Origin of the sequence: Salipiger sp. (genome assembly GCF_048261495.1) — a bacterium.
Taxonomy (GTDB): Bacteria; Pseudomonadota; Alphaproteobacteria; order Rhodobacterales; family Rhodobacteraceae; genus Salipiger.
The window spans coordinates 18,229-34,521 of sequence record NZ_JBLXFX010000009.1 but is presented as its reverse complement, the minus strand read 5'-3'; the positions used below and the strand labels follow the sequence as shown (position 1 = coordinate 34,521).

Genomic DNA, 16,293 nt, shown 5'->3' with positions numbered 1-16,293 from the left:
ATGCGCCGCCTGAGACTGGTCAAGGACGATACGAGCTTCGACTTCTTCAAGCACTGGAAGATGTGGCTCGGCATTTCGGGGGTCATGATCCTGCTGGCGCTGGCAAGCTTCGGCCTGCGCGGGCTGAACTACGGCATCGACTTCCGCGGCGGCACGACGATCCGCACCGAGAGCGCGCAGACGGTCGACGTCGGCGCCTATCGCGACGCGATGTCGGCGCTGGGGCTGGGGGACACGGTGATCTCCGAGGTCTTCGACCCCTCCTTCGGTCCGGACAAGAACGTCGCAATGGTGCGCATCCAGGCGCAGGACGATCAGGAAGCGGTGACGCCCGAGACCATCGCCGCGGTCGAGGCCGCGCTGCAGGGCGTGTCGCCCGACATCCGCTTCATCTCGGTCGAGAGCGTCGGGCCCAAGGTCTCGGGAGAGCTGATCTGGACCGCCTTCCTCGCCGTCGGCCTGTCGATCCTCGCCGTGCTGGTCTACATCTGGCTGCGCTTCGAATGGCAGTTCGCGCTGGGCGCCGTGCTGGCGCTGGTGCATGACGTGGTGCTGACCATCGGGGTGTTCTCCGAGGTGCAGATCCGCTTCGACCTCGCCATCATCGCGGCGCTGCTGACCATCGTCGGCTATTCGCTGAACGATACGGTGGTGGTCTTCGACCGGGTCCGCGAGAACCTCGTCAAATACAAGAAGCGCCCGCTGAAGGAGGTGCTGAACCTCTCGATCAACGAGACGCTGAGCCGGACCATCATGACCTCTCTCACCACGATGCTGGCGCTGGTGGCGCTCTACGTGCTGGGCGGCGACGTGATCCGGGGCTTCGTCTTCGCGATGATCTGGGGCGTCTTCGTCGGCACCTATTCGTCGATCTTCGTGGCCTCGGCCATCCTGCTCTGGCTCGGCGTCAAGCGTGACTGGACCAAGCCCGAGGCGGAGACCGAAGCCGCGCCCGGCGGCGCCAAGGTCTGATCCGGCCGCGCCGCCCGGCAACGGGTTCATGGTATACCTTTTTGCCGCAGTGCGGCGAAAAAAGGTGAATGCGATCCGAATGTTACGGCAAAGGACGGCCCCGCGCGGGGCCGGTTCCGACCAATGGATGTATGGCAGGCGTTAACCTCGGCTCCTATTATCCTTGGATTCCAACAGTTTTTGCCATATTGTCGGTAACCGTGAGATGGGAACGGCGGACGCCGTCGCGCGCGCCAGGGGAATGCCGCGCTGCGGAACAGGTCGAGGTCAAATCGCGGCTCCTTCCGGGACCGCCTGTATGGGATCAGGGGATGACCATGCGGATGAACGAAATAAACTACAGTGATGCCTTGCCGGTCGAAGGGTACGGACCGGGGTTCTTCCGCATCGGCGGCAAGCCGATGGACGGGCCGCTGTGCCTGTCCTGGGAGGGCGCGAAGCCCTGGGGCGGGCTTGCGGACGAGGACACGCTCGTCGCGCTCGCCGGTCAGATCGACGTGCTCTTCGTCGGCACCGGGGGCGAGATCGCGCATCTGCCGCGCAGCCTGGTCAGCCGCCTCGAAGAGGCCGGGGTCGGGGTCGAGGTGATGAACTCTCCCTCCGCCTGCCGGACCTACAACGTGCTGCTCGCCGAGGGCCGCCGCGTGGCGCTGGCGGTGCTTCCGGTCTGACCTTGGCCCGGACGGCGCGGTCGGGTTTGCGTATTTTCGACAAGAAGAAGCCGCTTGCCGGGTGCGGGCGGCCGGGCTGTGCGCTTTTGGCGCTTCCGCGGCCTGCGGTGCTGCGGTAAGCGGGGGCATGGATCTGAAAGTGCGCGATCTGGCGGTGGCCCGTGGGGGTGTGCCGGTGTTGGAGGGGATCGGTTTCGATCTCGGGCCGGAGCGCGCGCTGGTGCTGCGCGGCGCGAACGGATCGGGCAAGACGACCCTGCTGCGCACCGTCGCCGGGCTGCAACCGGCGCTGTCGGGCAGCATCGTGGGCGCGGGCGAGCGCATCGCCTATGCCGCGCATTCCGACGGTTTGAAGACCATGCTGAGCGTGACCGAGAACCTGCGGTTCTGGGCGCAGGTCTTCGGCACCTCGGACATTGCCGGAGCGCTGGAAAGCTTCGATCTGGCCGGGCTCGAGGACCGGGCGGCGGGCACGCTCTCCGCCGGTCAGAAGCGCCGGCTGGGGCTGGCCCGGCTGATGGTGACGGGGCGCCCGGTCTGGGTGCTGGACGAACCCACGGTGTCGCTCGATGCCGGGTCGGTCGCGCTGTTCGCGGCGGCGGTGCGGCGTCACCTGGGGCAGGGCGGATCGGCCCTGCTGGCCACCCATATCGACCTCGGCCTTGCCGAAGCCGAGGTGCTGGACGTCACCCCCTACCGCGCCGCGCCGAGGGTCGCCGTGCAGGACGAGGCCTTCCTGTGATCGCGCTGCTGGTCCGGGATCTGCGGCTTGCGGTGCGGGCCGGGGGCGGCTTCGGCCTCGGGCTGGCCTTCTTTCTGATCGTGGTGGTTCTCGTGCCGCTCGGGGTCGGCCCCGAAACGGCGCTGTTGTCGCGGATCGCGCCGGGCATCCTGTGGATCGGGGCGCTGCTGGCCTGCCTGCTGTCGCTCGACCGGATATTCGCGCTCGACCGCGAGGACGGATCGCTGGACCTGCTGGCCACCGCACCGCTGCCGATGGAGGGCATCGTCACGGTCAAGGCGCTGGCGCACTGGATCACCACCGGCCTGCCGCTGGTGCTGGCCGCGCCGGTTCTCGGGGTGCTGCTGACCCTCGCCCCCGGGGGCTACCTCTGGCTGCTGGTGTCGCTCGCGCTCGGGACCCCGGCGCTGTCGGTCATCGGCACCTTCGGCGCGGCGCTGACCGTCGGGCTGAAGCGCGGCGGGCTGCTGTTGTCGCTGCTGGTGCTGCCGCTTTACGTGCCGACGCTGATCTTCGGGGCCGAGGTCGCGCGGCGCGGTGCCGAGGGGCTGGCCGTCCAGACGCCGCTGCTGATGCTGGCCGGGATCAGCTGCGGCGCCGTCGCCCTGCTGCCCTTCGCCAGTGCCGCCGTGCTGCGGATCAACCTGCGCTGAGACCGCCCGCAGACCCGGCGCGGACATGGTCGGGACCGGAAAATGCCTGCAGATGCAAAGACCTGTTGTCGCCGCGCGCGGCGGAGGCTAGCCTTCGGCGGAAGGTGTCGGGGACAGTCCGTGCCCGCCTTGCAGGAGGATCACACGGAAATGCACTCCGGTTCCCGGCTCATGGCCCTTGCCGCGATGACAGGCGCGTTCCTGTCTGGCGGGGCGGCCCTCGCGGCGACGATCAACAATCCCTTCGACATCCAGGTGAGCTTCGGCAGCGGGCTGTCCGTGTCGCAGCAATCGGTCTTTACCGACGCCGAACTCTTCTGGGAGACGATGATCACCGGCAACCGCTACGATCTCGCGCTTCCGGCGCTGCAGATCTCGGCGGATTCCGCGCCCGATGACGGGGTCGGCGGCGTGCTGGGCAGCGCGGGGCCGTCGACCATCGCCCGGACCAACGGCGCGCCGCAGGATTACACCTATGCGCTGAGCGGCAACATGAATTTCGATTCCGCCGATATCGCGAACATGGAAAGTTCGGGGATCCTCTTCGACGTGATCGTGCACGAGATGGCGCATGTGATCGGCTTCGGCACGCTGTGGAACCCGATCGTCTACAGCAGCAGCTTCGCGGGAACGCAGAGCGTCTACACCGACGGCACCGGGCAATATACCGGCAGTTACGCGCTGCTGGCCTACAATCTCGAATTCGGGCTGTCGACCAGCTACGTGCCGGTTGAACTGGATTTCGGCCCGGGCACGGCGAACGGGCACTGGGACGAAGCGACATTCGCGGGCGGCTCTCTCGACATCATGACGGGGCTGATCGGCAATCCGACCGCGGCCGCGGATGCGCCCTTTGCCGCGACGACGGTGTCGGCGACCACGATCGCCTCGTTTGCCGACATCGGCTACACGACGGTCGTGACCGATCCCGTCTCGACCGTGCCGCTGCCCGCGGCGATGGTGTTCAGCCTGATCGGCCTGGCGGGGCTCGGCGCGGTGTCCGCACGGCGTCGGCGCGCGGCAGCGTGAGGCTGCCGGCCCTTGCCGCCGGGTTGAGCCTCGCGGCCCTGCTTTGTGCCACGGGGGCGGGTGCCGGTTGTCCGGACCTGCCGCCGCCGGGGCAGGGGCTGAGCGTGCTGCGCTATGATGTCACCCGGGGCGACGGTCCGAGGACACCGCCCCTGCTCGAAATCGATTCCGACGGTGCGGTCGCAGTGCGGCTCGGCGAAGAGGTCCGCCGGGGCGCGATGACGCGCGCGGCGCTGGCGGAACTGCTCGACACCATGGTGCGGGACGAGGCGCTGCCGGAGATCGACACGGCGGCGCTCGACACCGCGCTGTCGACGCCGCTGCCCGATGCGCGCGGCGGCGTGGTCGTCGGCGCGGTGGCGGATGCGAGCACGAGCCACCTCGTGCTGGAGCTTCCGGGGTGCCGGCATTCGGTCGCGGTGCAGGGCAGCGCGCTGCGCTCGCGCATGCGCCCCGACCTCGGCCCCCTCCAGCGGTTCCGGCGGATCGAGCTGCGCCTGCACGAGATCATCGCCCCGTTGCAGCAGGGCTGAGCGCCGCCCTGTCCATCCGACCATGGTCTGCGGACGGGCACGCCCTTGCGACGCCCGCGCGCATTGCACCTGTCGAGGATTTGAAGTGTAACGGTGGGGCTTCTGGGCTAGGGGAAAGCCATGTCGATCTGGGAATACGCCAACCCTGTCAAGTTCATCCGCACCACGGACATCGTCCTGCCCTGGGTGTCGGTGCTGGCGGTGCTGTGCCTCGTTGCCGGGTTGGTCTGGGGGTTCTTCTTCACCCCCGACGACTACCGGCAGGGATCGACGGTCAAGATCATCTACCTGCACGTGCCCGCCGCGCTGATGGCGATCAATGCCTGGATCATGATGCTGGTCGCCTCGCTGATCTGGATCGTGCGGCGCCACCATGTCTCGGCGCTGGCGGCGCGGGCGGCGGCGCCGGTGGGAGCGGTGATGACGGTCATCGCGCTGGCGACCGGCGCGCTCTGGGGACAGCCGATGTGGGGCACCTGGTGGGCGTGGGACCCGCGCCTGACCTCCTTCCTCATCCTGTTCCTGTTCTACCTCGGCTACATGGCGCTGTGGTCGGCGATCGAGAATGACGACACCGCGGCCGACCTGACCTCGATCCTCTGCCTCGTGGGGTCGGTCTTTGCGCTGCTGTCGCGCTATGCGGTGCTGTTCTGGAACCAGGGCCTGCACCAGGGCGCCTCGCTGTCGATGGACAAGGAAGAGAACGTGGCCGACGTGTTCTGGCTGCCGCTGCTGGTCTGCATCGCGGGCTTCGTTCTTTTGTTCGTGGCGCTGGTCTTCCTGCGCACACAGACCGAAATTCGCGCGCGGCGGGGCCGGGCGCTGCTGGCACGGGAGAGACGGGCATGATGCCGGACCTCGGAAAATATGCCTTTGCGGTGCTCGCCTCCTACGGGGTGAGCTTGGGGCTGATCGTGGCGCTGGTGGTGGTCAGCGTGGCACGTGCGCGGCGCGTGCGCGCCCAGCTCGACCGCATCGAAGGACGGAGAACGACCGATGGCTAGACGCCTGTCACCGCTGATGATCCTGCCCCCGGTGATCTTTGCCGCCTTCGCGGTGATGGCCTATTTCGGGATGCAGCGCGAGAACCCGGAAGATCTGCCCTCGACCTTCCTCGGCAAGCAGGCCCCGGCGCTGCCCGCCGAGACGCTGGCCGGATTTCCTCCGGTGAGCGATGCCGATCTGCGGAGCGGCGAGGTGACGGTGGTGAACTTCTGGGCAAGCTGGTGCCCGCCCTGCCGGGCCGAGCATCCGAAGCTGCTGGAACTGCAGGCCGAAGGGGTGCGGATCGTCGGGGTGAACTACAAGGACCGCCAGGACGACGCGGCGGGATACCTGACCGAGGACGGCTCGCCCTTTGTCGGCGTGGCCTACGATCCGCAGGGCCGCGCGGGCATCGACTGGGGCGTGACCGGCCCGCCCGAGACCTTCATCGTCGACGGAGAGGGCACGGTGGTGTTCAAGCTGGTCGGCCCGATGGTGGGCACGGTCTACGAGAAACGCTTCCTGCCCGCGCTGCACGAGGCGCTGGGGCGCTGATCCGAAAGGGCGCTGACGCGCGCAGCCTGTCTCTCCGGCCGCCTTTGGCAGCCGGCTCGGCGCGTGTGGAGAGCTGACGCGGAGGGCGGGCGCGGCGACCGTGGCCGGCGGCGCCGCTCAGCGGTTGCAGCTTTCGGACAGCAGGGTCGAGGTGCAGTCGAGCGCGGCCTCGTCCTGCCCGGCATAGGCGCCGATCACGGCGAGGACCACCAGCGTGGCCGCCTGGATCAATGTCAGTATCTTCATCTTCGCCTCGGGCTGTTGGCAGCGTGAAGGGTCGAGATGGGGCAGGCGCCGCCGGATTTGAAGGGCGCGCCTGCGGGGCCTGCGCCGATGCGCGCCTTCTTGCCCATGCGGGCGGCGCGCGGGGCGGGCGGAACGGCAATCGCCGGGAGCCTCGGGCCCCCGGCGACGGTCTCTTGTCAGGACCGGCGCGCCGACGGGCGCGCCGTGCCGCGGTCAGGCGGCGGCGAGGTTGCGCAGCACGTAGTGCAGGACGCCGCCATGCTCCACGTATTCACGCTCGATCGCGGTGTCGATCCGGCACTTGAGGGTGATCTCCTTGGTGGAGCCGTCCTCGAAGGTGATGGTGCAGGGGGTCATCTGACCGGGCTTCACGTCGTCGAGGCCGGTGATGTCGACCGTTTCCATGCCGGTCAGGCCCAGCGTCTCGCGGGTGTCGTCGCCGGTGAACTCGAACGGGATGACGCCCATGCCGACGAGGTTCGAGCGGTGGATGCGCTCGAAGCTTTCCGCGACGACCGCCTTCACGCCCAGCAGCGCCGTGCCCTTGGCCGCCCAGTCGCGGGACGAACCCGCGCCGTAGAGCTCGCCACCGAAGATCACCAGCGGGGTGCCGGCGTCCTGGTAGGCCATGGCGGCCTCGTAGATCGAGGTCTGCGCGCCGTCCGGGCCCTTGGTGTAGCCGCCCTCGACGCCGTCCAGCATCTCGTTCTTGATGCGGATGTTGGCGAAGGTGCCGCGCATCATCACTTCGTGGTTGCCGCGGCGCGAGCCGTAGGAGTTGAACTCCCGCACGGGCACCTGACGCTCGACAAGGTACTTGCCGGCGGGGGTGGTGTCCTTGAACGAGCCCGCGGGCGAGATGTGGTCGGTGGTGATCATGTCGCCCAGCACCGCCAGCACGCGCGCGCCGGTGATGTTGGAGATCACGCCCGGCTCCTTGCCCATGCCCTGGAAATAGGGCGGGTTCTGCACGTAGGTCGAGGTCGCCGGCCAGTCGTAGGTTTCGCCGCCGTTGACTTCGACGCCCTGCCACTTTTCGTCGCCCTTGAAGACGTCGGCGTATTTCTCCTGGAAGGACTTGCGGGTCACGGTCCGTTCGACCAGGTCCGCGACTTCCTTGGAGGTCGGCCAGATGTCCTTGAGGTAGACGTCGTTGCCGTCCTTGTCCTGGCCGAGCGGCTCCGTGGTGATGTCCACGTTCATGTCACCGACCAGCGAGTAGGCCACCACGAGGGGCGGGGAGGCGAGGTAGTTGGCGCGCACGTCGGGGCTGATCCGGCCTTCGAAGTTGCGGTTGCCCGACAGGATCGAGGTCGCCACGAGGTCGTAATCGTTGATCGCCTTGGAGATCGGGGCATCCAGCGGGCCGGAGTTGCCGATGCAGGTGGTGCAGCCGTAACCCACGAGGTTGAAGCCGATGGCGTCGAGATCCTCCTGGAGGTTTGCCGCCTCCAGATAGGCAGACACGACCTGCGAACCGGGGGCGAGCGAGGTCTTGACCCAGGGCTTGCGGGTCAGGCCGAGCGCGCGCGCCTTGCGGGCCACGAGGCCGGCGCCGATCATCACGTAGGGGTTCGAGGTGTTGGTGCAGGAGGTGATCGAGGCGATCACGATGGAGCCGTCGTGCAACTGATAGGCGCCGTCGTCGGTCGTGTAGTAGCCCGACTTGTGGTGGCCTTCGTTGCCGGGGATGTCGCGGGGCTCGGGCGCGCCGCCTTCACCTTCCCAACGCACCTCGGACTTGGCCGACGGTTCTGCCGCGCTGCGCAAGCCGCTGATGTACTTGGAGAATGCCGATGCGGCCTTGTCCAGCGCGATGTAATCCTGCGGGCGTTTGGGGCCCGAGATCGCGGGCACGATGGTGCCCATGTCGAGCGTGAGCGTGTCGGTGTAGACCGGCGCGTAATCGGCGCCGCGCCAGAAGCCGTTGGCCTTGGCATAGGCTTCGACCAGCGCGATGCGGTCGGTGTCGCGGCCGGACATTTCCATGTAGCGCAGGGTTTCCGCGTCGATCGGGAAGAAGCCGCAGGTCGCGCCGTATTCCGGTGCCATGTTGGCGATGGTCGCACGATCCGCCAGCGGCAGGTTGTCGAGGCCCGCGCCGAAGAATTCGACGAACTTGCCGACCACGCCCTTGGCGCGCAGCATCTCGACCACCTTGAGCACGAGGTCGGTGCCGGTGGTGCCTTCCATCATCGCGCCGGTCAGCTCGAAGCCGACGACCTCGGGGATGAGCATGGAGATCGGCTGACCCAGCATCGCGGCTTCGGCCTCGATCCCGCCGACACCCCAGCCCAGAACGGCGGCGCCGTTGACCATGGTGGTGTGGCTGTCGGTGCCGACCAGCGTGTCGGGATAGGCGACTTCGGCGCCGTCCTGATCGGTGTCGGTCCAGACGGTCTGGGCCAGATACTCGAGGTTCACCTGGTGGCAGATGCCGGTGCCGGGGGGCACGACGCGGAAGTTGTTGAACGCCGACTGGCCCCACTTCAGGAACTGGTAACGCTCGATGTTGCGCTCGTATTCGCGGTCCACGTTCATCTGGAAGGCGCGCGGGTTGCCGAATTCGTCGATCATCACCGAGTGGTCGATGACCAGGTCGACCGGGTTAAGCGGGTTGATCTTCTGCGGATCGCCCCCCAGCGCCTTGATGCCGTCGCGCATCGCGGCAAGGTCGACCACGGCGGGAACGCCGGTGAAGTCCTGCATCAGCACGCGGGCGGGACGATAGGCGAGTTCGCGATCGCCCTTGCCGCCGTTCTTGCCCCAGTCGGAGAATGCCTTGATGTCGTCCACCGAGACGGTCTTGCCGTCCTCGAACCGCAACATGTTCTCCAGCACCACCTTGAGGGCGGCGGGGAGGTTCGAAAACTCGCCCAGACCCGCGGCCTCGGCGGCAGGGATGGAATAGTAAGCGTAGGTTTTGCCGTTCACCTCAAGAGTCTTGCGTGTGCTGGAGGTGTCCTGGCCGACGACGATGGGCATGTCTGGCTCCCTTGCAATAGCTGGAGAAAAGGGGATTGCACCCCTGCTATCTGCCCGATGCTGCACCGCCATTCAAGAGGGGTGAGCGGTTTTTTGTATACCGTTGAATACAAAACGCGGTGCCGATGGGGCACATGCCTCATCGCACGGCATCACCGCCTCTCGCAAAACCTTGATTGGTCATTTCATTCGCGCTTCGCTACCCCGGATGGGGACGAAGACAGGGATTTCCGATCACATGACGCGACTCACCCGGGCCATTGCACCGTTCCTGATGGCCATGGCCGGCGCCGTTCAGGCACAGTCCGACGAAAACCCGGTCATCGTGGAGCTGTTCACCTCGCAGGGCTGTTCCTCCTGTCCGGCGGCGGATCAGGTGCTGGCCGAACTGCGCGGACGCGAGGATGTCATCCCGCTGGCGCTGCACGTGGATTACTGGGATTACATCGGCTGGAAGGACGGCTTTGCCGATCCGGCCTTCACCAAGCGGCAGAAGGGGTACGCGCGCGCCGCCAAGCGCCGCTCGGTCTACACGCCTCAGATGATGATCGACGGCCGGTTCGACGTGGTCGGCTCGCGCCCGATGAAGGTGGTCGACGCGATTCGCATCGCCTCCGAGGCGCCGGACCGCGTGAAGCTGACCCTGAAGCGCGAGGGCGGCGATCTGGTGATCCACGCCGTGCCCCTCGAACGTCTGCCCGAAACGCTGGTGCAACTGGTGCGCTACGCCCCGGAAAAGAAGGTCGACATCCTGGACGGCGAAAACGCCGGGCGCAGCATCACCTACACCAACATCGCCCACGGCTGGCAGGTGCTGGGCGAATGGGACGGCCGCTCGACCCTCGACATGCGGGTCTCCATCGCCGGGGACGACCCGGTCGTCGTGATGATCCAGGAAGCGGGCTACGGCCCGGTCGTCGCCGCGGCGCGCGCCCGCTGACGCGCCTGCCGCCGCCATTTCCAGCGACGGTGAATCCAGAACCACTGGCCGGGATGCTCCCGGATCCGCGCCTCGAGCCGGCGCGTCGCCTCGGTCATCATCTCGGCGGGATCGCCGTGCGGGATGGGCGCCTCGAACACGGCGTCGAAGCTGACCCCATCCGCCTTCCGTATCCCGAAGAAGGGCACGAACAGGGCGCCGGTCCTCACCGCGATCTCGGCGGCAGAGGTCAGCGTCGGCGCGGGCTGGCCGAGAAAGTCGATGGGGACGCCGGCACTGTCGTAGACATCGAACAGCAGCACCCCCATGCCGCCGTCGCGGATATGCTTCAGCAAACCCATCGTGCCGCGCCGTCCCTGTTCGAAGACCGGGTCGGACAGAGCATGCATGTTGGCGGCGTAGTGGGCGTTGAAATAGGGGTTCGCCATCGGCCGGTAGAGGCCGCCGATCCGCCAGCCGCGCGCCACAAGCGCCGCGCGGGGCGCTTCGAAATTGCCGAAATGCCCCGTGACGAAGAGGATCGGGCGCCCCTCGGCGCGGGCCCGGTCCATCGCGGCAAGGCCCTCGCCCCGGATCGGCGTGTCCTTCATCCGCGCCAGCAGACCCGGAATGTCGTAATTCTCGATCATCGTGCGACCGGCGTTGTCGGCGACCTGCCGTGCGATCGCGCGCCGCTCCGTCTCCGGCATCTCCGGCCAGACGTGGCCGAGATTCTCCAGCGCCCGCGCGCGATACCCGGCCAGCGGCGCGATCACCCGCGACACCAGCCCGCCCATGAGCCGGCCGCGCAACCCGGCCGGAAGCGCCAGCGCCGCCGCGATGAAGCCGCGCAACACCCTGTCCGACAGCCAGTCCCTGCGGCCGCCGCGCTCCCTGTCCCTGGTGTCGCTCACCCCGGTCTCCGTATCGTCCGGAGCCAGAAATAGGACCGCCCCCGCCGCGGCACAACCCTCGGGCGTCGCAGAGGCGGCCGGGCCCGATCATTCCTCGTCGTCGTCGTCGCTCCGCAGGTCGATTTCCCCGGAATTGACCAGGTCGCGAATGGCCGAGACCACGGCCCCCATCGCCGCCTCGCCCTTCTTGCCCTTGACGCTCATGCCCGCCGCCTCCTCGCGGATGGAGCCGGCCATCCGCTTCGACATGTTCTCCAGCAGGAACTCCGCCGCCCGCAGATCCGCCTCCCCGGTGGCGGCGGCAATGGCCTGGGTCAGGACATCGGCAGGCACGTCGCGGGTGATCTTGGGAATGTCGATCTTCTTCAGCCGGTCGGGGATGTTGGCAAAGGTGAAGATCGCCCGGCGCACCGCCTCGGCGAAATCCTTGTCCGTCTCCTCCAGCCCCTCCAGAACCTCGTCGCGCTTGGCGGAGGCGGCGTAGTTGAGGATCGCGCCGACCCGCTCGTCCGGGCGCTTTTCGAAGGCCCTGGGCGGTTCGGCATCCAGTTGCGCCGCCAGCGACAGCCCGATGCGGTCGACCGCTTCCGGGCTCACGCCCGACGTCATCGAAATCGCGTAGCTGATCCGCCGCGCCTTGTCGCCGGGCAGGCGGGCCAGCACCTTTGCCGCCTTCGCCGTTTCGATCTTCGACATCATCACCGCCGCGACCTCCGTCGCCTCGCCCAGCACGAGCTGCTGCAGGCGATCCTCCGACAGCTTGTTGATCCGCTCCCAGGGATCGCCGGTCTGGCGCACCCCCGCCTCCTTGCGCAGGCGCAGCGCGGTGCGGTGGCTGATCTTGCCGTCGAGCGCGTTCAGCGCCCCGGCCATGTCGCCGGGAAAGGCCATGCCGACCGATTCCAGCTCGTTCGAGAATTCCTCGATCACCGCGTTCAGCGTTTCGCGGTCGATGTAGCGCATCCGGCCGAGCTGCATCGTCAGCTCCGATTGCAGATCCTCCGGCAGCGAGGACAGGGGCACATCCGCCCCCTCGTTCAGCAGGAACTGCACGACGATCGCCGCCTTCGCGCGGCGCGTCAGCGGCGGGCGCCCGACCCGCACCGGACCTGGCAGGGCGGCAATCGGTGTGAGATTCGACATCTTCAGGCTCCGTGGATCGTCCTCCGACAGAGCTAGCGCGACGAGGTTAACGAAGCCTGATCATTCCCCCGAAATAACAAGGGCGGCCCGCAAGGCCGCCCCCCGTTTCCGGCAGATTTCGGGCGCTCAGCCCGAGACCACCTTGCAGGTTCCGCTTTCGGCATCGAACACGGTTCCGGCGGCACAGGTCATGCCGGCCTCGCTGTGACCGAGGCAGGCCGCACCGGCAGCGATCGGCGCCGCCACGAGGGCGGCGGCGGTCAGAAGCATCTTGATCGTCATCTTGCGTCCTCCATGTGGAATGCCGCAAAGGTAGCACGGCTTGACGCTACGGCAAAAAGAATCCCGCGCCCGCGCCCCCTCACGAAACCGAGAGCGGGCAGGCCGCCGCAAACCCCGGCATCTTCTGGCCGGAAATATCCCGGGGGAGTCCGCAAGGCGGACGGGGGCAGCGCCCCCGCGACGGCTCAATCCGCGCCGAACACCCGGGCAAAGATCGTGTCCACGTGCTTGGTGTGGTAGCCGAGGTCGAACTTCTCCTCGATTTCCGCCGGCGACAGCGCCGCGGTCACCTCGGCATCGGCCAGAAGCTCGGTCCGGAAATCCGCACCCTCTTCCCAGACCTTCATGGCGTTGCGCTGCACCAGGCGATAGGCGTCCTCGCGGCTCACCCCGGCCTGCGTCAGGGCCAGAAGCACCCGCTGCGACATCACCAGGCCTTTGAACTTGTTCATGTTCGCCAGCATGTTCTCCGGATAGACGACCATCTTCTCGATGACCCCGGCCAGCCGGTTCAGGGCGAAGTCGAGGTGGATCGTCGCATCCGGCCCGATCCCGCGCTCCACCGAGGAATGCGAGATGTCGCGTTCGTGCCAGAGCGCCACGTTCTCGAGCGCCGGCACCACCGCCGAGCGCACCAGCCGGGCGAGGCCGGTCAGGTTTTCGGTCAGCACGGGGTTGCGCTTGTGCGGCATCGCGGACGAGCCCTTCTGGCCGGCCGAGAAGAACTCCTCCGCCTCCAGCACCTCGGTGCGCTGCATGTGGCGGATTTCGGTGGCGACGTTCTCGATCGACGAGGCGATCACGCCGAGCGTTGCGAAATACATCGCGTGGCGGTCGCGCGGGATGACCTGCGTCGAGATCGGCTCGGGCCGCAGACCGAGCTTTTCGCAGACGTGTTCCTCGACCGCCGGATCGATGTTGGCAAAGGTGCCGACCGCACCCGAGATCGCGCCCGTCGCCACTTCCCAGCGGGCCTTTTCGAGGCGGTTCTTGTTGCGGTCCATCTCGGCGTAGAAGCGCGCGAAGGTCAGGCCCATGGTGGTCGGCTCGGCGTGGATGCCGTGGCTGCGCCCGATGCGGACGGTGTCCTTGTGTTCGTAGGCCCGCTTCTTCAGCGCGGCGAGCAGCTTGTCCATATCCGCCAGCAGCAGGTCGGTGGCGCGCACGAGCTGGATGTTGAGCGTGGTGTCGAGCACGTCCGAGCTGGTCATGCCCTGGTGCACGAAACGCGCCTCGGTCGAGCCGATGTGCTCGGCGAGGTGGGTCAGGAAGGCGATGACGTCATGCTTGGTGACGGCCTCGATCTCGTCGATGCGCGCAACATCGAATTCCACGTCCTTCGCCTTCCATACGGCCTCGGCGCTTTCGCGCGGGATCACGCCCAGGTCGGCCTGCGCGTCGCAGGCATGGGCTTCGATCTCGTACCAGATGCGGAACTTGGTGGCGGGGTCCCAGATCGCGGTCATCTCGGGGCGGGCGTAACGGGGGATCATCGGCAGCGTCCTTCGGTGGAATGGCTCGGGTGTCGCGCGCGTCATAAGCCGCGCGGGCCAGCGCGGCAAGGGTCGCGCCCGGCCTGCGGGGGCGCGCGGGCGGCAGGGGCGCGGCGTGCCGGGGCGCTAAAGCCATCCGCCCCCGGGCGCGCCGGGGCGGACCAAGTGTCGCGGGCCCGGTCGTTGCGCGGCGCGGCGCGGCAAGCCGCTGATATTGCAGGACTTGCGCAGGGCGCGGCACTGTATACGTTTGTATCCCTGTAACGCATTGAAAGATATTGGTAAAACTTCTTTACTTCGGGCGCGGTCCGGCTAGGGTCGCGCGGGCTTGAAACGAGGACATGACGGATGCCGATCGACGACCACCCGCTGCGCTACCAGCTTGCCAACGAACTGCATGCGCGGCCCTTTCCGTCGCTCACGGTGCCCTGCCGGGCGGTGTTCCTGGCCGTGAAGAAGGTGCAGGATGCGGCATCGCGCGACCGGGCGCGGGATCTTGCGCATCTCGTCGCGCTGCTCGACCGCCACGGCGCACCGCATCCGCAGCCGGGGGCGACGCATTATTCCGGCCAGATCGGGCAGGCGGTGCTGAAATGGGAACAGCACACCGAGTTCGTGACCTACACCGCCTTCTTGCCCGGCCTCGGGGCGCGGCCCTTCGATCCGGCGGATTTCGAGATCTTCCCAGAGGACTGGCTGGTTTCCGCCCCCGGGGCCCGCGTGACCTCGGCAATGATCCGGGTCTGTCCGCGCCCGGCGTCGGACGGCGAGGCGAACGCGCTGGTCAACGAATGGATGGTGCCCGAAAGCGTTGCCGTCAGCCGGATGCTGGACGATGCGCTGATCGCGGCGGGCGATTTCCGCATCGACCCGGCGGGGCACCAGCGCTTTGCCCTCTTCGCGAGCCAGGGCGTCGGGTCGCGTCGGGTCGGGCGGGTGGTGCAGCGGATCTGCGAGATCGAGACCTACAAGACCATGTCGATGCTGGGCTTCACCCGGATCGGCGCGGTCGCGCCCCGGATGACCGAGATCGACGAGGAACTGACCCGGCTGATGACGCTGATGACCCATGTCGACGCTCCGGAGGAGCAGACCCTCCAGGCGTTGCTGCGCGCCTCGTCCGAGCTTGAAAGCCTGTCGGCCCAGACCTCGTTCCGGCTGTCGGCCACGGCCGCCTACGAGGCGCTGGTGACGCAGCGCATCGCGGTGCTGCGCGAGGAGCGGTTCGAGGGCCGCCAGACCTTCCGCGAGTTCATGGCGCGGCGCTTCGACCCGGCCATGCGCACCGTCAAGAGCGCCGAGAAGCGTCTCGAGGCGATGTCGGCGCGGGCGATGCGGGCGGGCGACCTGCTGCGCACCCGGGTCGAGGTGAAACGCTCGGAACAGAACCAGCAACTGCTTGAAAGCATGGACCGTCGCGCCCGCACGCAACTGCAGCTGCAGGAGACGGTCGAGGGCCTTTCGGTGGTCGCGATCAGCTATTACGCCGTCTCGCTCGCCTCCTACCTGCTTTACCCGGTGGCCGGGGCGGCGGGGCTGTCCAAGGGGATGCTCACGGCGCTGGTGACGCTGCCGGTGATCCTGCTGGTCTGGATGATGATCCGGCGCATCCGGCATTCGGTCGAGAAGGGGTAGGGCGCCGCGGCGCCCCGCCCGCCGTCAGACGATCTTTTTCAGCAGCCGCAGCAGGGTTTCCCGTTCGCGATCGCGCAGCGGGGCGAGGGTTTCGGCGGTGACGCGGGCGGCGGCCCCGACCGCCTCGTCGATCAGCGCCACGCCGTCCACGGTGAGCGACACCTGATGGCGGCGGCGGTCGTCCGGGTCGGGGGTGGTGCGCAGCAGTCCGCGACCGATCAGCCGGTCGACCACGCCCTTGGTGGTCGCGCCGTCCATCGCCACGGTCCGCCCGAGCTGGTTCTGCGACATCGGGCCGTCTTCGGCCAGACGGTGCATCACCGAGAACTGCGTGCTTGTGAGCTTGCCCGGCACCAGGTCCATGAAGATGGTGGAATTGCGCTGGTACGCCTTGCGCAGGAGAAATCCGATCTGGTCGTCCAGCAGGTAGCCATGCTCGGCGCTGGTCTTGGCCTTTCTGTCGCGGCTCAAATCAAACTCTCCTTCAAACAATCCTTGGTTGATTAGGCGCTCCGGCGGCGCGGCACAATCCCCCGC

Annotated in this window: 18 protein-coding genes; 11 read left to right on the top strand and 7 right to left on the bottom strand. The window is 67.7% G+C overall.

Annotated elements, in window-relative coordinates:
• The 9 genes from secF to ACN0RJ_RS17480 all read left to right on the top strand — a co-directional run bounded on the left by secF (position 1) and on the right by ACN0RJ_RS17480 (position 6,139).
• The gene (gene secF, locus ACN0RJ_RS17520) at positions 1 to 972 is read left to right on the top strand and encodes a protein translocase subunit SecF (protein WP_417725056.1); all 972 of its coding nucleotides are present in this window, start codon (positions 1 to 3) and stop codon (positions 970 to 972) included.
• A gap of 317 nt (positions 973 to 1,289) precedes the next feature.
• A complete protein-coding gene (locus ACN0RJ_RS17515) occupies positions 1,290 to 1,643 on the top strand; it encodes an Mth938-like domain-containing protein (RefSeq protein WP_417721487.1) in 354 nt (117 codons plus the stop codon).
• A gap of 127 nt (positions 1,644 to 1,770) precedes the next feature.
• Positions 1,771 to 2,385: a heme ABC exporter ATP-binding protein CcmA gene (gene ccmA / locus ACN0RJ_RS17510; RefSeq protein WP_417725055.1), complete on the top strand. Its 615-nt coding sequence runs from the start codon at positions 1,771 to 1,773 to the stop codon at positions 2,383 to 2,385.
• Complete coding sequence (ccmB, locus tag ACN0RJ_RS17505; protein ID WP_417721489.1) at positions 2,382 to 3,038, top strand: heme exporter protein CcmB; 657 nt, start codon at positions 2,382 to 2,384, stop codon at positions 3,036 to 3,038. The genes ccmA and ccmB overlap by 4 nt, the downstream gene beginning before the upstream one ends.
• Before the next feature lie 150 nt (positions 3,039 to 3,188).
• Positions 3,189 to 4,067: a hypothetical protein gene (locus ACN0RJ_RS17500; RefSeq protein WP_417725054.1), complete on the top strand. Its 879-nt coding sequence runs from the start codon at positions 3,189 to 3,191 to the stop codon at positions 4,065 to 4,067.
• Positions 4,064 to 4,600, top strand: a complete 537-nt coding sequence (locus ACN0RJ_RS17495; RefSeq protein ID WP_417725053.1) for a hypothetical protein — start codon at positions 4,064 to 4,066, stop codon at positions 4,598 to 4,600. The genes ACN0RJ_RS17500 and ACN0RJ_RS17495 overlap by 4 nt, the downstream gene beginning before the upstream one ends.
• Before the next feature lie 120 nt (positions 4,601 to 4,720).
• Positions 4,721 to 5,449 carry a heme ABC transporter permease gene (locus ACN0RJ_RS17490; RefSeq protein ID WP_417721492.1) on the top strand — a complete coding sequence of 243 codons (729 nt, stop codon included), beginning with the start codon at positions 4,721 to 4,723 and terminating at the stop codon, positions 5,447 to 5,449.
• Positions 5,446 to 5,604 (top strand): heme exporter protein CcmD, encoded by a 159-nt coding sequence (gene ccmD, locus ACN0RJ_RS17485; protein ID WP_417721493.1) that lies wholly within the window; start codon positions 5,446 to 5,448, stop codon positions 5,602 to 5,604. Before ACN0RJ_RS17490 ends, ccmD begins: the two co-directional genes overlap by 4 nt.
• Entirely contained in the window at positions 5,597 to 6,139 is a 543-nt protein-coding gene (locus ACN0RJ_RS17480; protein ID WP_417721494.1) for a DsbE family thiol:disulfide interchange protein, read from the top strand. The genes ccmD and ACN0RJ_RS17480 overlap by 8 nt, the downstream gene beginning before the upstream one ends.
• 117 nt (positions 6,140 to 6,256) lie before the next feature.
• Here ACN0RJ_RS17480 and ACN0RJ_RS17475 read toward each other — a convergent pair whose 3' ends face one another.
• The gene (locus tag ACN0RJ_RS17475; RefSeq protein ID WP_417721495.1) at positions 6,257 to 6,385 is read right to left on the bottom strand and encodes a hypothetical protein; all 129 of its coding nucleotides are present in this window, start codon (positions 6,383 to 6,385) and stop codon (positions 6,257 to 6,259) included.
• A gap of 213 nt (positions 6,386 to 6,598) precedes the next feature.
• Positions 6,599 to 9,370 (bottom strand): aconitate hydratase AcnA, encoded by a 2,772-nt coding sequence (gene acnA / locus ACN0RJ_RS17470; RefSeq protein WP_417721496.1) that lies wholly within the window; start codon positions 9,368 to 9,370, stop codon positions 6,599 to 6,601.
• A 238-nt stretch (positions 9,371 to 9,608) separates the two neighbouring features.
• On the opposite strand from acnA, the gene ACN0RJ_RS17465 reads away from it, so the two are divergent.
• Positions 9,609 to 10,310: a DUF1223 domain-containing protein gene (locus ACN0RJ_RS17465; protein WP_417721497.1), complete on the top strand. Its 702-nt coding sequence runs from the start codon at positions 9,609 to 9,611 to the stop codon at positions 10,308 to 10,310.
• Here the strand turns inward: ACN0RJ_RS17465 and ACN0RJ_RS17460 are convergent.
• The 4 genes from ACN0RJ_RS17460 to purB all read right to left on the bottom strand — a co-directional run bounded on the left by ACN0RJ_RS17460 (position 10,274) and on the right by purB (position 14,121).
• Positions 10,274 to 11,203: a lysophospholipid acyltransferase family protein gene (locus ACN0RJ_RS17460; RefSeq protein ID WP_417725052.1), complete on the bottom strand. Its 930-nt coding sequence runs from the start codon at positions 11,201 to 11,203 to the stop codon at positions 10,274 to 10,276. The genes ACN0RJ_RS17465 and ACN0RJ_RS17460 overlap by 37 nt on opposite strands.
• A gap of 87 nt (positions 11,204 to 11,290) precedes the next feature.
• Positions 11,291 to 12,346, bottom strand: a complete 1,056-nt coding sequence (locus ACN0RJ_RS17455; RefSeq protein ID WP_417725051.1) for a flagellar motor switch protein FliG — start codon at positions 12,344 to 12,346, stop codon at positions 11,291 to 11,293.
• Positions 12,347 to 12,472: 126 nt separating this feature from the next.
• The gene (locus ACN0RJ_RS17450) at positions 12,473 to 12,628 is read right to left on the bottom strand and encodes an adenylosuccinate lyase (protein ID WP_417721500.1); all 156 of its coding nucleotides are present in this window, start codon (positions 12,626 to 12,628) and stop codon (positions 12,473 to 12,475) included.
• A gap of 185 nt (positions 12,629 to 12,813) precedes the next feature.
• Entirely contained in the window at positions 12,814 to 14,121 is a 1,308-nt protein-coding gene (gene purB, locus ACN0RJ_RS17445; RefSeq protein WP_417721501.1) for an adenylosuccinate lyase, read from the bottom strand.
• Between the two features lie 348 nt (positions 14,122 to 14,469).
• Between purB and ACN0RJ_RS17440 the strand changes: the two genes are divergently transcribed.
• On the top strand, positions 14,470 to 15,756 hold the full coding sequence (locus tag ACN0RJ_RS17440) for a DUF3422 family protein (protein ID WP_417721502.1): 1,287 nt from the start codon (positions 14,470 to 14,472) through the stop codon (positions 15,754 to 15,756).
• A gap of 24 nt (positions 15,757 to 15,780) precedes the next feature.
• Here ACN0RJ_RS17440 and ACN0RJ_RS17435 read toward each other — a convergent pair whose 3' ends face one another.
• Complete coding sequence (locus tag ACN0RJ_RS17435; protein WP_417725050.1) at positions 15,781 to 16,227, bottom strand: MarR family winged helix-turn-helix transcriptional regulator; 447 nt, start codon at positions 16,225 to 16,227, stop codon at positions 15,781 to 15,783.
• Between the last annotated feature and the right edge of the window lie 66 nt (positions 16,228 to 16,293).

Excerpts from the sequence above, each read along its gene's own strand:
- secF (WP_417725056.1), top strand. The coding sequence starts at position 1 with ATGCGCCGCCTGAGACTGGTCAAGGACGATACGAGCTTCGACTTCTTC.
- ACN0RJ_RS17465 (WP_417721497.1), top strand. The coding sequence starts at position 9,609 with ATGACGCGACTCACCCGGGCCATTGCACCGTTCCTGATGGCCATGGCC.
- ccmD (WP_417721493.1), top strand. The coding sequence starts at position 5,446 with ATGATGCCGGACCTCGGAAAATATGCCTTTGCGGTGCTCGCCTCCTAC.
- ACN0RJ_RS17490 (WP_417721492.1), top strand. The coding sequence starts at position 4,721 with ATGTCGATCTGGGAATACGCCAACCCTGTCAAGTTCATCCGCACCACG.
- ccmA (WP_417725055.1), top strand. The coding sequence starts at position 1,771 with ATGGATCTGAAAGTGCGCGATCTGGCGGTGGCCCGTGGGGGTGTGCCG.
- purB (WP_417721501.1), bottom strand. The coding sequence starts at position 14,121 with ATGATCCCCCGTTACGCCCGCCCCGAGATGACCGCGATCTGGGACCCC.
- ACN0RJ_RS17455 (WP_417725051.1), bottom strand. The coding sequence starts at position 12,346 with ATGTCGAATCTCACACCGATTGCCGCCCTGCCAGGTCCGGTGCGGGTC.
- ACN0RJ_RS17500 (WP_417725054.1), top strand. The coding sequence starts at position 3,189 with ATGCACTCCGGTTCCCGGCTCATGGCCCTTGCCGCGATGACAGGCGCG.
- ACN0RJ_RS17480 (WP_417721494.1), top strand. The coding sequence starts at position 5,597 with ATGGCTAGACGCCTGTCACCGCTGATGATCCTGCCCCCGGTGATCTTT.
- ACN0RJ_RS17450 (WP_417721500.1), bottom strand. The coding sequence starts at position 12,628 with ATGACGATCAAGATGCTTCTGACCGCCGCCGCCCTCGTGGCGGCGCCG.
- ACN0RJ_RS17515 (WP_417721487.1), top strand. The coding sequence starts at position 1,290 with ATGCGGATGAACGAAATAAACTACAGTGATGCCTTGCCGGTCGAAGGG.
- ACN0RJ_RS17440 (WP_417721502.1), top strand. The coding sequence starts at position 14,470 with ATGCCGATCGACGACCACCCGCTGCGCTACCAGCTTGCCAACGAACTG.
- ACN0RJ_RS17475 (WP_417721495.1), bottom strand. The coding sequence starts at position 6,385 with ATGAAGATACTGACATTGATCCAGGCGGCCACGCTGGTGGTCCTCGCC.
- acnA (WP_417721496.1), bottom strand. The coding sequence starts at position 9,370 with ATGCCCATCGTCGTCGGCCAGGACACCTCCAGCACACGCAAGACTCTT.